The organism is Microcella alkalica (assembly GCF_014137945.1).
In the GTDB taxonomy this organism is placed as follows: Bacteria; Actinomycetota; Actinomycetes; order Actinomycetales; family Microbacteriaceae; genus Microcella; species Microcella alkalica.
Genome location: NZ_JACGWX010000004.1, coordinates 55,631 through 67,714, shown reverse-complemented (window position 1 = coordinate 67,714; position 12,084 = coordinate 55,631). Strand labels below are relative to the sequence as shown.

Annotated in this window: 13 protein-coding genes, 1 pseudogene and 1 other annotated feature; of the genes and pseudogenes, 6 read left to right on the top strand and 8 right to left on the bottom strand. The window is 62.2% G+C overall.

The genetic code is table 11. From position 1 onward, the window contains the following. Entirely contained in the window at window positions 1-375 is a 375-nt protein-coding gene (locus FHX53_RS14170) for a GtrA family protein (protein ID WP_182490953.1), read from the top strand. Here the strand turns inward: FHX53_RS14170 and FHX53_RS08645 are convergent. The 7 genes and pseudogenes from FHX53_RS08645 to FHX53_RS08615 all read right to left on the bottom strand — a co-directional run bounded on the left by FHX53_RS08645 (window position 346) and on the right by FHX53_RS08615 (window position 6,681). Continuing rightward, a complete protein-coding gene (locus FHX53_RS08645; RefSeq protein WP_182490952.1) occupies window positions 346-1,215 on the bottom strand; it encodes a TIM barrel protein in 870 nt (289 codons plus the stop codon). The two genes, FHX53_RS14170 and FHX53_RS08645, sit on opposite strands and share 30 nt — an antisense overlap. A 3-nt stretch (window positions 1,216-1,218) precedes the next feature. Continuing rightward, window positions 1,219-1,983, bottom strand: coding sequence for an NAD-dependent epimerase/dehydratase family protein (locus FHX53_RS08640; RefSeq protein WP_182490951.1), 765 nt, complete (start codon window positions 1,981-1,983; stop codon window positions 1,219-1,221). Further along, the gene (locus FHX53_RS08635) at window positions 1,983-2,795 is read right to left on the bottom strand and encodes a glycosyltransferase family 2 protein (RefSeq protein ID WP_182490950.1); all 813 of its coding nucleotides are present in this window, start codon (window positions 2,793-2,795) and stop codon (window positions 1,983-1,985) included. Before FHX53_RS08635 ends, FHX53_RS08640 begins: the two co-directional genes overlap by 1 nt. Further along, window positions 2,782-3,786 carry a glycosyltransferase gene (locus FHX53_RS08630; RefSeq protein WP_182490949.1) on the bottom strand — a complete coding sequence of 335 codons (1,005 nt, stop codon included), beginning with the start codon at window positions 3,784-3,786 and terminating at the stop codon, window positions 2,782-2,784. The genes FHX53_RS08635 and FHX53_RS08630 overlap by 14 nt, the downstream gene beginning before the upstream one ends. Further along, complete coding sequence (locus tag FHX53_RS08625; RefSeq protein WP_182490948.1) at window positions 3,776-4,672, bottom strand: FAD-binding oxidoreductase; 897 nt, start codon at window positions 4,670-4,672, stop codon at window positions 3,776-3,778. The genes FHX53_RS08630 and FHX53_RS08625 overlap by 11 nt, the downstream gene beginning before the upstream one ends. Window positions 4,673-4,694: 22 nt before the next feature. Further along, window positions 4,695-5,932: pseudogene (locus tag FHX53_RS08620) on the bottom strand (IS3 family transposase). Then, window positions 5,541-5,654: a sequence feature (AL1L pseudoknot), on the bottom strand. (Overlaps the previous pseudogene by 114 nt.) Before the next feature lie 101 nt (window positions 5,933-6,033). Next, complete coding sequence (locus tag FHX53_RS08615) at window positions 6,034-6,681, bottom strand: SGNH/GDSL hydrolase family protein (protein ID WP_182490947.1); 648 nt, start codon at window positions 6,679-6,681, stop codon at window positions 6,034-6,036. Between the two features lie 975 nt (window positions 6,682-7,656). On the opposite strand from FHX53_RS08615, the gene FHX53_RS13840 reads away from it, so the two are divergent. The 4 genes from FHX53_RS13840 to FHX53_RS08595 all read left to right on the top strand — a co-directional run bounded on the left by FHX53_RS13840 (window position 7,657) and on the right by FHX53_RS08595 (window position 9,815). Continuing rightward, window positions 7,657-8,208 carry an NAD(P)H-binding protein gene (locus FHX53_RS13840; RefSeq protein WP_182490946.1) on the top strand — a complete coding sequence of 184 codons (552 nt, stop codon included), beginning with the start codon at window positions 7,657-7,659 and terminating at the stop codon, window positions 8,206-8,208. Window positions 8,209-8,442: 234 nt separating this feature from the next. Next, window positions 8,443-8,937 carry a helix-turn-helix domain-containing protein gene (locus FHX53_RS08605; RefSeq protein ID WP_182490945.1) on the top strand — a complete coding sequence of 165 codons (495 nt, stop codon included), beginning with the start codon at window positions 8,443-8,445 and terminating at the stop codon, window positions 8,935-8,937. Window positions 8,938-8,943: 6 nt separating this feature from the next. Further along, window positions 8,944-9,495 carry a VapC50 family PIN domain-containing toxin gene (locus FHX53_RS08600; RefSeq protein ID WP_182490944.1) on the top strand — a complete coding sequence of 184 codons (552 nt, stop codon included), beginning with the start codon at window positions 8,944-8,946 and terminating at the stop codon, window positions 9,493-9,495. Then, window positions 9,462-9,815: an NAD(P)H-binding protein gene (locus FHX53_RS08595; protein ID WP_182491119.1), complete on the top strand. Its 354-nt coding sequence runs from the start codon at window positions 9,462-9,464 to the stop codon at window positions 9,813-9,815. The genes FHX53_RS08600 and FHX53_RS08595 overlap by 34 nt, the downstream gene beginning before the upstream one ends. Before the next feature lie 30 nt (window positions 9,816-9,845). Here the strand turns inward: FHX53_RS08595 and FHX53_RS14055 are convergent, their stop codons facing one another. Beyond that, window positions 9,846-11,537, bottom strand: coding sequence for an RNA-binding domain-containing protein (locus FHX53_RS14055; RefSeq protein ID WP_182490943.1), 1,692 nt, complete (start codon window positions 11,535-11,537; stop codon window positions 9,846-9,848). Window positions 11,538-11,628: 91 nt separating this feature from the next. Here FHX53_RS14055 and FHX53_RS08585 point away from each other — a divergent pair, with 91 nt between their 5' ends. Then, complete coding sequence (locus FHX53_RS08585) at window positions 11,629-12,084, top strand: NAD(P)H-binding protein (protein ID WP_182490942.1); 456 nt, start codon at window positions 11,629-11,631, stop codon at window positions 12,082-12,084.

Below are 12,084 nucleotides of genomic sequence, written 5' to 3'. Positions count from 1 at the left end.
GTGAGCCAGTTCTGGAGGTTTCTTCTGGGCTCCGCCGCAGGGCTAACCGTGGATTTGGTTGGGTTCTTTCTTTTGACCCACCTCGGCATGCCGCCTGCTGCGGCGAATGCGACCAGCGCGACGTGCTCGATCACGGTGGTGTACCTCCTGGTCTCCCGATACACCTTTGATCGTTCAGCAACCATCGCCACGTATGTACTGTTCTTTATGTGGTACGCGACATCGATCGCGTTCTTCTCGTTCGCAATAGAAGTGATCTCGACCGCACTGCCCGCAGAACCCGGCTTGGTGAAGGTTGCAAGCGTGCCCGTGTCCTTTATCTTGAACTTCGCCTTCAGCAAAGTGCTATTCGGACGACGGCGAACTGAAGACTGAGTCCTTCCTGCCATCGAAGAGCGCGGCGTACTCAGTCCGGGCCGTGTTGACTGCTTGTTCCACAGACTCGACCGCGGCACTTCCAGGTACCGGGCGCATCTCGATAGACACGCAACCCTCGTAGCCAACACGTTTCAAGCTTCTCGCCGCCCCGCGGTGGTCAACACCCGCTGCACTGATGGGGCCAAGCTGAGGCGCACTGATATGGAAATGCTGAATCGCATCCCCGGAGGCGACGACCTCGGCAGCGAGGTCGTCTCCGGCCAGCGTCAGACCTGCAGCGTCAAGATGGAGGCCGAACCCTTGACTCTGCACTGCCCCCACGAGCCGACGGGCCTGAGCCGCGTTGACGACGAAGTTGCATTCGTACGCAGGCGGATTCGGCTCTATGCACAGGACCGTCCCAGACCGAAACGCGGACTCGCCGAGCACCGAGAATGCGTCAACGGCGATGGTGAAAGCTTCGCGCTCTGACATGTGCGGCGGACGCACCCTGTTCTTCGGAGACCCGAAGACAAGCCTGTGGACGCCCATCGAACCTGCCAAGTCGATGAATCCGCGCAGCGTCTCGATCAACTCCCGCCGTGAGCCCGGCTCGCCAAACAGTTGAAGACCCTCGCGGCCGAAGAGCATCGATTGGAATGCCACGATCGAGATCCCGTGGTCGGCCCAGAACTTCTGGTATCGGCCGCGCTCCTTCTCGCTCACCGCCAATGGATCTGCGAAGACCTTGGTCGGAGCGACCTCGACCCGGGTCACGGACAGCCTCATGAGCGCAGCCGCGACCGCCGGCTCGTCCTCGCTCGACCACGCGATGTTCGAGACTGCCAGCGTCGCCACGATCTAGGCCCACTCCGCGACGAATCGTGAGAGCCCAGCCAATACTTTCTCGCGGTCCTGAAGGTAGCCAGCTCTCCCATCGAAGACTGGTGCATGTTGAGTGTGAACGTCGTACTTCACGGGGTCGGAGTGGGGCGGTGGCGCTTGCAACTCGAGACCGAATACTCGGTCGGCTATGTCGCGAGTAGCGACCGGCTGGGTGGCAAAGTTCACCAGCCTCAGGTTCGCCTCCAAAGCCCGTTCTATGTCTGACCAGAGCCTGTCGAGGCCGTAGAACTGGAACTCGGAATCCGGGTTGATTTTTTCAACCAGGTTCTCGGTCAGAAGATCGAAGATCACGTTCTTCTTGAGCCCGCGCCCGTAAAGACCCGGCAGGCGGACGATGAGCGCGTCAGGACAGGATCTCCGCGTCGCAACTTCGAGAAGGCTTCGGTGTTGTCCGTATGGCGTCGACCGACTCGCGTCAATCTGGGTGAGCTCATCGACTCCGCGAGGGTCAGCATAGACGTCGACAGTGGAGATGAGAACAATCCTGCGCGCCGTGACGGACTCAAGAAGCTCAACGAGAGAGTCGACGTGTCGACGATCCCCGACAGGATCAGCGTTCGCTCGCCATTTCTCCGCTCGGGCGGCCGAGAAGACCACGAAATCGTATTCCGAGCCACGGGCATCGTCCGAGTTGACGGAATTGTAGAGATGAGTGAACTCGTGCTGTCGCGCGATATTGCTCCCCACAAAACCTGTGTGTCCAAACAGTGCTGACCCCATCAGTGACCCCTTGATCGGTAGCGCCCGAATACTGCTGACAGCAGAACGCCCAAGACTTTCAGGTTTCCCCGGACAGGGGTGATCTTGGTCGGAGTCTTCACTCCCGCGGGATAGGCGCGAGTAACCGGAGTCTCAGTTGTGCGGAAACGAGGAAGACGCGCGCTCTCGATTGCCAGGTGATAATGGAGTTCATAGGAATGGAACACCGAGCGGAAAACGTCGATCTCGGGGTCCTCGATCAATCGCATGCTGTAGCCCCGAAAACCATTGGTTGTGTCCGTCTGCCAACGCCCAGAGGCGATGGAGACCAGGGGGGCATGAACGAGCCGAACGGCAAGGTAACGGAGTTTCGGGGTTCGGATTGCGCGGCCGCCCTCTATGAACCGGGAGCCTTGAACGTGGTCGAAGCCCTTGTCTAGGAGCTCGACGAACGCCGGTACCGCGGACGCGTCGTCCTTATCGTTTCCGTCGATCACGATCACACCGGAGTAGCCGCTCTTGGACGCCCAGTCGAAAGCCATCCTCATCTGAGCGCTCAACCCACCAGCGCCCGACTTCGTGAGCAGTGCGGCGATCCCGTTCTCCTTGAGTGCACCCTGCTCCAGAGATCCGTCAGTGCTTCCACCATCTGCGATCACGACATCAACCGGCAGGCGCAATTCGCGCAGCTTAGCGATTTGGTTGCGAATACGGGTGCCTTCGTTCAGGACGAACACAACCAGGCAATAACGGGTCGTCGGTGCAGAAAATTCAACCGCGTCGTAGTCGGGGACATCGCGATTCGATCGGACCCGCTCCTCAGGACGCGACATTTCGCCTTGCTTGCTCTCCCGTGCTACGGGGACTCTCAATCTCCTCGATCAGAAGGTAATCGGGCTCACGACGAGATTCCTTGAGTATCCGTGCCATGTACTCCGACTGAACGGCAAGCACGATACCGATCATAACGAACATGAACGAGAGCTGCAGAGATGTTGTCGCCCAGCCCTCAACCGCTGTTCCCAGGACGACTGCCACGATCAGGATGTACAGAACATAGAGAAGGTTCAAGATCGCGGCAGTCAAGGCGAGCATTGAAACGAACCGGAGCGGTGTCGTGGAGTAGCTGGAGACCATCTCGACCGCGTCGCGAATGCCGTCGCCCAGTTTGCGCTCGCTCCGACGAGGGCCAGACGGAGCGTACGTGTACAACCCGACCGTCAAACCCGAGTGCTGGATAAGGTGCCTGAGATACCGGTGTCGACGGCCGTCGCTCGAAACGGCATTCAACGCGCGCCTGGTGAGTCCGATTAGTCGGGTGTCGCGATCTGAAAGCTCAATGCCAAGCACTCGACGGTTATACGAATAGAATGCCGATCGCCCCAGCCGTTCCAGGAAGGCATCACCCAGGGGTTGCGAGCTGCGACCTTGCACGACGTCCACGGTGCCCCGCCGAAGCTCCGCCACGATCTCTTCGAGCGACTCGAGCGGGTCGGATCCAGGTGACATCGTCACGACGTAGTCACCGATCGCGGCTTCAAGCCCCGCGAACACGGCGACGTCGAGGCTGGAGCGGCGGGCGACCCGAACGATTCGCGTGTTCGTGGTCGTCTCAAGCCAGTCCCGTGCGCGCGCCCGCTGGGCAGCAGACATGTTGTTGTCGACGATCACCAACTCGAAGTATGCGAAGCTCACGAGCGCACGATGAACAATCGCTTCGATTTCATGGCCGATGTCGAATTGGCCATCGGCGACGATCACAACAGAAACGAAGACATCCTGAAGTTCGCCAGGTGCGAGTGTCGCGGGCGAGCTACTTTCCATAGAAAATCTCCACTTCCGTGAGCACGTCAAAAATGTTATCGATTTTTCCCCCGAGCACCGAGACGAGACCCCGCAGTTCTGGGTCTTTCCTGAACATAATCGGCCGTGAATCGTTGTGCTCGCTTGCAACCAGTACTGTCTTGATCTCCCAAATCGAGTCCACGTGCTTCGTCTTCCTCAGAAGAGGCATGTAGCGAGCCGCATCTGCCGCCATGGCGGGAAACATGGATGCGCGCGCACTTCCCTGGAGTGAAGCGTAGGGGTCGGATGGCTGTTCTCCAGTCCGGTCTCTCCAACGCGCGTGCGGGGTGTACCTGACGTGGCTCAGCGTGTGGAGCCCCGAACTGGGAAAGGGCATGAGCGAGAAGAACGGACCATCCATGACGGTCACCGCCACGTCGCGAAGAGGGTCCGGCAGTTCGATCAGTGCCATCTCAGCCAACTCGTGCTGGACGTCGATCGCGGGTCGTTGAGACTGGGCGAGAACCCGATTGATACCGGCATACGTGGCATTCACGACCCTTTCGCTCGCGTAGCTTCCCTGTCGGGCGATCACCCGCATTCGTGGGGAGCCGGGCTCTACGCGAAACACCTCGTTCGATGCCATGATCTCGACTCCCCCGACCAGACGCAACTGACGCATGGTGAGCTCAAGAAGAGTTCGAGCGTTGAAGGCAGGCTCCTCCACGGAATACGCAGCACTGATCATGGAACCGTTGAACCACGATCTTTGCTCCTTGGTGACGGGAAGGAGAGGCGCGCCGATGCGATTGCAGAAGAGTTCAAACTGCCGAGGACTTGTTTTTGACAGGCGCGACGCTATGGCGTAATAGTGCGTGAATGAGCTCTCGACGGCGTCGCCGTACTGTTCGATGAAAAGTGGCAAACTTGCTTGTTGCGCCCCGGGTTCATCGGAGGCTCGCGGTAACCCGTTCGCTGTCTGCAACGGGCGCTTGGGGTGAATCGTAATGCTCCTGCTCCGCCTCGACCGGAGGGATCATCCCGATCGCGGAGTGCAAGCGGCGGTTGTTGAACCAGTCGATGTATTCAGCAACCGCGAACTCCAGATCATCGATCGATCTCCAGGGTCCGCGGTGGCGGACGAGCTCGGCCTTGAAGAGCGAGTTGAAGGCCTCGGCCAGAGCGTTGTCGTAGGAATCGCCCCGGGACCCGACCGAGGCGACCGCGCCGGCCTCGGCGAGCCGCTCGGTGTAGCGAATCGCTCGATACTGAACGCCCCTGTCGCTGTGATGCGTCAGCCCCGAGGTGCTTCGCCCCTCACGGCGCCTGGTCCAAATGCCCATCTCCAACGCGTCCAGGGCCAGATCGGTGCGCAGGCTGGTCGAGAGTTGCCAGCCGACCACGCGGCGAGAGAACACGTCGATCACGAACGCGGCATAGACCCAGCCGGCGAACGTGCGAACGTAGGTGATGTCGGCGACCCAGAGCTGATCGGGAGCGCACGCGATGAAAGCGCGCTCCACCAAGTCCAGAGGCAGCTCTGCAGGGTTGCCGGGAACCGTCGTGCGCGGACCTCGACGCCGTGTCACCCCGCGCAGCCCATCACCACGCATCAGCCGTTCCACCGTGCACCTGGCGAACGTATGCCCCTCGCGACGAAGCTGCGCATGCACTTTGCGCGCCCCGTAAACGCCGAGGTTCTCTGAGTGCACTCGCCTGATCTCGGTCAACGCGGTCTCGTCTTTCACCGCCCGCGCGGACGGCTCGGCGGTCTTGCGCGCGTAGTACGTCGATGGGGCGATCGGCAGTTCCTCGCAGATCGGCTCGACCCCGAACTCGTCCTTGTGCGTGTCGATGTAGTCGACCATCAGCTGTGTGGGCGGTCGAGCTCCGCCGCGAAGAAAGCCGATGCACTGCGCAAAATCGCGTTCGCTCGACGCAACTCGCGATTCTCCCGCTCCAACTGAGCGATGTGCTCCGCGTCGTCCGTCGATCGTCCAGCACGTCGGCCTTCGTCGACCTCGGCGCGGTGCACCCAGCCCCGCAGCGTGTCGCTCGGGATCCCGAGCTGCTGTCCGATCCGCGTGCACGCGCCCCGGCGGCCACCGCCTTCGTCACGGGCGGCGAGGACCAAGCGCACGGCCCGCTCCTTCAACTCCGGCGGGTATTTCCTCAGCTTCGGCATGCTCCTCATCCTTTCGGGATGTCAGGAGCCTCCACCAGACCCGGGGCGCAACATCGGGCAGGTTGGCCTGTACAACGCGACCCGCCTCGGACTGGTGTGATCTACCCCTCCAAATAACGGATTATGGCTTCTGCGAGTGCACGGTGAGAGTCGAAGTCTAGGTGTACGCCGTCCTCGAGAGTGGTCGATTGGTGTCCGTCGAAGTATTCCCACCCGTTCTCAGCCGCGACGGCACGTAGCGCCAAGTTGAAGTCGGCGCTGGTCGGCTGCGTTTCGGGGAACCGGGGTGGGATGGCGAGCAGGATTGTGCGGTTCGCCGTCGTTTTCGCGATCGCCGTTTTGAGGTTCGCGGCGCTTTCCTCGAACGGCACACCAAGGCCAACGTCGTTCGTTCCGGCCATAACTAGTAGCACGTCGGCGGTTATGGGTGTGAGCTCGTCGGCGATCCGAGCAGTGGTTGCGCCTCCGTCGGCCCACCCGCCAGCAAATCGGAAGTTGCCGTGGGTGAGTTCCCGCACCCACGTTTTTGCGCCGATCTGTCCGCCGGCGAAGTCTACCGAGTCCACTTCGGTGTTCGAGTCGCCTAGGACTGCGACGGTGGTGGGTTGCTCCCGCACGATCGGCTGACTGGCGGCGACGGTCGACTCGGGTGGCGTCGTGGGTTGCATGGCGAGGGCGACGAGGGTGCCGGTTACTGCGGTGAGGGCGACGAGTGCCGCCAGGTGTGCCGGTTTCGTGCTGCGAGGCATGCGCCCATAGTACGACCTGTCAGTGGTCGACTGGTCAATTCAATAGAGGGGTCGGGGATGCGTACCACTGAGGATGCAGTGTCAGAGAGGCTTGCCCAACTTCACCCCTGGCAAGTGTTGACCGGCACATACATTAGCCAGTCCGGCGAAAACGCTCTAGTTGACGTTGGCGGGGGCGGATCATCGTCCCCTCGTCGGGAACGTACACACTCCTCCCCGGAGATCTTGTGCGCGTGCTCCGCACCGACCAGGGAATGTTCATTCTGAACCCCACCACCCCTAGGAGTGCGGTCGGGAAAGTGGTCGCTACTGGTACGCCGAGGATGACTGTCGAATATCCGCCCGGTAGTGGTGTGACAAAACTGATGGGATATCCGACCACTGCGACAACGGCAATAAAAGACCTTGTCATTATTGATTGGGCGTCAGGCGGCACCGTAACAGCAATTGTTACGGCCACCCCTGAGCTCACCCCAACCCGACGCGCCTCACACTGCGGGGGATAAGAAAACGATTGTGTTCACTGGCGTTGATTCGGGCAACTGGCAGGACGGTCGCTGGTGGACTATGCGAAGTGTGGGCGTCGGACAACAATCATGGCGCCTGGTTTTATGGGTCGACAATTCGGGACACCATTCCAGGTAACGCCACAATTGGGTCTATAGAAATTTTCCTCCCCGCCTACTACCAGTTCGGCGCTAACCCGAACTTCCGCACCCACACGCACGCCACAAAACCGGGCGGCGCACCGTCGTACACGGCAACGACAATTGCCCTCCCAACACGTTCCGGGTGGGTGAAACTGCCTAACAGTGTGGGCGATTTCCTGAAAGACAATCCTGGCGGAACAGGAATGCGTCAGGGCGGATACACCAAATATCGGGGCACACAAACCGACACCCAATCTGGGGATCTAAGAATCACATTCAACTCTTGATGGAGGAATCATGACCACCACCCCCGAACCGTCGAAGGGTGTTCCTCGCATCGCCGAGAACCCGGCGCCCACTCTCCGCGCCGACCACAACGCGTTGGCTGACTGGGTGCGCGACAAGGTGGGCGAAAAAGCCGCCAACGAAGCGGGACTGCCCGCCACCGGAAACTGGCTCGACCGGCAGATCACCGCCGAAGACTCGGGAACCATCTTCCGATGGAACGGCACCGCCTGGCTGCCGTTCTACACGCCCCGCACCGTGTACACGCCCCACCACCACCAACCTTTCAGGCGGCACCATCGACGCCGACTCCGACGACATCTTCCCGATCTACCTGCGCGCCAAGAGCGACGCCGACGCGACCGTGCGCGGCAACGACCAGCTCGACTGGACGATCCTGCGGCCCGGGTCGCTCACCGACGACTCCCCCACCGGGAAGGTGCAGGCGGGCGCCGAGGTCGAGGGGAGCATCCCCCGCGGCGACGTCGCCGCCCTTATCGCGACGCTCCTCGCGACCGGAGCGGGCGTCGGCGCGCAGTTCGAGGTCGTCAGCGGCGAGACGCCGATCGCCGAAGCGGTCGCCGGGCTCTGACGCCGGCGAGTCTTCGAGCCGGTTAGAGGCGATCGCGTCGCGTCGATCCCTCGCACCACATCGACGCCGATGAGCCTTCGGCGGTCTGCGCGAGCACTGCCTGGGCGAACCCGGCATCTTCGTGGAGTGCTGAACGCTCGCCGGTTTCGTCATGCCCGGCTGTTGGGCAAACGAGTTCCGCGAGATGCGGTGCTCGAGCCGTTGGGTTTCGCTTTTTTCGAATAGGATGAGCGCATGGCTGACACCGAATCTCCAATCCGTCGCAAGTCGCGGACATACTTGCCCGTCAGTGAAGCGCGGGATGAGCTCGTCGATTTCGCCGATACCATCCACAACATCGAGCGTTATCTCGCGACTCACAATCAGGGCGCTGCGCTCGTAGCACCTGACGGGACTCACACTCCGATTCCGGCCGAGATCTTCCAGGTCCTCGAGCAAGTCACGACGGCGCTCGCCAATGGCCGAGGGGTCACCATCGCGCCGTACGAGGCACTACTGACCACCCAGGAAGCGGCCGAATACCTCGGCATATCGCGGCCAACACTGGTCAAACTCCTTGAACAGCGTGTCATCCCGTTCGAGACGCGAGGCCGTCATCGCCGTGTCACGCTACGAGACCTTGTCGATTACCAGGATCGGTTCCGGGTCGAACGCAGCCGAACCCTGCGCGAGATTGCGCGCGAAGGGCAGGCATCAGGCCGAGTCCGCCAGAAGCCCCCAGTGGACTGAGGCGTCGTGGCCTTTCCTGCGTTCTTCGATGCCTGCGCGCTCTATGGCGCAACACTCAATGACGTGGTCCTGAGGCTGGCCGACGGTGGCGCTTTTCGCCCCCTCTGGTCTGACGACGTGCTCGAGGAAGTCCGGCGAAACGTCATCAACGATGGTTACGCCGCTGCGGAGATCGACCGCCGATTGGACGCCATGCGTGAGTACTTCCCGGACGCGCTGGTCGAAGGGTACGCCGATCTCGTCGAGACGATGAGCTGTCATCCGAAAGATCGGCATGTTCTGGCAGCGGCAGTCCGTGCCAACGCGGATGTGCTCGTCACGTTCAATCTCAAAGACTTCCCTCCAGAGTCGACCGCCGCATTCGATGTCGAAGTCATCCACCCCGATGAGTTCCTTCTCGATCAAATCGATCTGTACCCCGGAATCGTCCTCCGGACCCTGCGAGAGCTCGTTGAGGACTACGACTCGCCACCAGTGACGATTGACGACGTGCTCAACACGCTGACCCGTGCGGGCGTACCGAGATTCGCCGCCGAGGCGCGGCGACACTTCGACTGAACGCCGCGCCATTCCCGTCGCCGACCTCACGAATCGACTCCGACGACATCTTCCAGATCTACCTGCGCGCCAAGAGCGAGGCCGACGCGGCCCTGCGCGGCAACGACCAGCTCGACTGGACGATCCTGCGGCCCGGGTCGCTCACCGACGACTCCCCCACCGGGAAGGTGCAGGCGGGCGCCGAGGTCGAGGGGAGCATCCCCCGCGGCGACGTCGCCGCCCTCATCGCGACGCTCCTCGCGACCGGAGCGGGCGTCGGCGCGCAGCTCGAGGTCGTCAGCGGCGAGACGCCGATCGCCGAAGCCGTCGCCGCGCTCTGACGCGCAGCGAATGGGCCAGTTGGTTCGGTTCTACCTCCTGGGGAACGCCACACCCGGCTGGTAGCGAACACCCGGGCCACGCGATGCTCCCGCAGCCTTCCGGATCAGATCGCGCTTGACAAGGTCGCCGAGCACATCGCGCGCGGCGTAGACATCGACGTCGAGTAAGCGCCTGACGGTCTGATTGGTGATGTACCCGTACTCTCGGATGTGCTCGAAGATCTTCTCTTCGGAGCCCTCTGCCTTCCGCTTGTTGTACTGAACTGCGAGCCCGAGCCCGACAAGCGCCGAAGGTGCCAGCTCGTACCTGGGATGGCTTTGTCGGGCAGATCGCTTCGTCGGCGAGACGATATCGGCCACCGCCATACGAGCCAGCACTCGTTGCGCATCGTCTGGAGTGCGCTGGATGACCGTGGCCACTTCCGGTGCCGAAACGCCGCGGCGCGAACACAGCATGTCGAGCGCCAGGAGGGCATCGAGATCACCGGAGAGCGACTCAGGCAGCTGGGTGCGTACGAATCGCGTGAAAGCGGCGTTACCGCTACCGCCCTCGACGTGCACGTCAACCCTGTCGCCCGCGTCGACGAAAAGCGGCGGCTTCTTACCGGACCGAAGCAGGGATCGATAGCTGCGATCGACCCCCTGGCCCGTGCGCTCCGCCACCTGAAGGGCTGTAACGGTTTCGAGCAAGAGGCGGTTTCTTGGGGTGGACGGATGACTGAGGATGTTCTCTGGGGTGACGCCGTACACCAGCCCGCCGGGGCTGCTGATGCGAAGCGACTCTGGAGTGTGTTCGATGTCGACCGTCCCGGGGACGCCGTAATCGCGATGTACCAAGGCGTTGACGACCAGTTCACGCACAGCATCCGGGGGGTAGTCCTCGCGCCGAATCTGAACCCCGCCGCTCACGTTCATCGGAGCGACTTGAGTCCGGGTCGAGATCGCGTCGATCAGCAACTCGACGGCGGCAAGGAGCGTCTTCCGCTCTCGGAGAGTGCTGGTCGCTTCGGAGCCCGACGAGGGCCTGTACTGGTAAGAGAATCCATGGCTGGGAATGTGCAGACGGAGATCCGACTCGCGGCCGACGAGTAACAGGCCAGCGTTGGTCAACCTGCCGATGTCGTTCACGAGCCTCAGATCTCTCAGAAGGGCAAGGTCGTCCTGCCCGGCGAGCGCCTCGTGCCCCGCCTCCCTCAGCAATCGGCGAAGCCTGCTCAGCTCGAGTTCGTCAGGCACGGTCACCGCCGTCGGCATCGACGACCAATCATGGATTCCCCGAGCCATCAAAGCCTGCCGCTGCTCTTCTGGCGGGAACGGTCGGCATTCGTCGTTCACCCGGCGAGTTGCCGTGCCCTTCGTGTTTGAGTAGATCGTCGCCCCAGTGGGGACGGTGACCTCATAGAGCCGCTTATCGTCAACGTTCATACCCTTGACGGGTACCGATAACGCTGGGTTCGTGCGGTCGAAGATTCCTGTGATGATCTGCCGCTCGTCGAGATGCGTGACGCCTACCAATGCTTCGATACCAGCCACCTTGTCGGCGACGCCGAAGACGATGGTGCCCCCATGGGCATTCGCAAAACACACGACAGCGTCGGCAAGTATCTGCAGGCTCTCGCGGGGCGTCGCCGCCTCGCTCTTGAACTCGAGCGTCTGCGACTCGAGTTCACTTGGTGTGGCGCCAGCGCGGATCGCTTCGATGGCTTTGGTGGCTTCGTTCACAGTTTGATCGTAGTTTGATGAGGCGTCTAAACGCTACGCTTCATCAAACTTTCTCAAACCGCCCGTCTTTTCACATGGCACGACTCGCGCTATGGGCTGCGATGCCGTCGTATTCGCGGCGGGCTCGGGGCCGGGGGTTCCGCCCGAGCGGAAGTGCTCCGTCGACCGCGACAGGGCGATACTGCTCGCCGACGCCGCGGTTCAGGCGGGCATCCGTCGCTCCGTCATGGTGTCGTCGCGCAGGGCCGACGCGGACGACGCCGACTCGGTCGACATCTTCCAGATCTGCCTGCGCGCCAAGAGCGAGGCCGACGCGGCCCTGCGCGGCAACGACCAGCTCGACTGGACCATCGCGCGGCCCGGGCAGCTGACCGACGACTCGCCCACCGGGAAGGTGCAGGCGGGCGCCGAGGTCGAGGGGAGCATCCCCCGCGGCGACGTCGCCGCCCTCATCGCGACGCTCCTCGCGACCGGAGCGGGCGTCGGCGCGCAGTTCGAGGTCGTCAGCGGCGAGACGCCGATCGCCGAAGCCGTCGCCGCGCTCTGA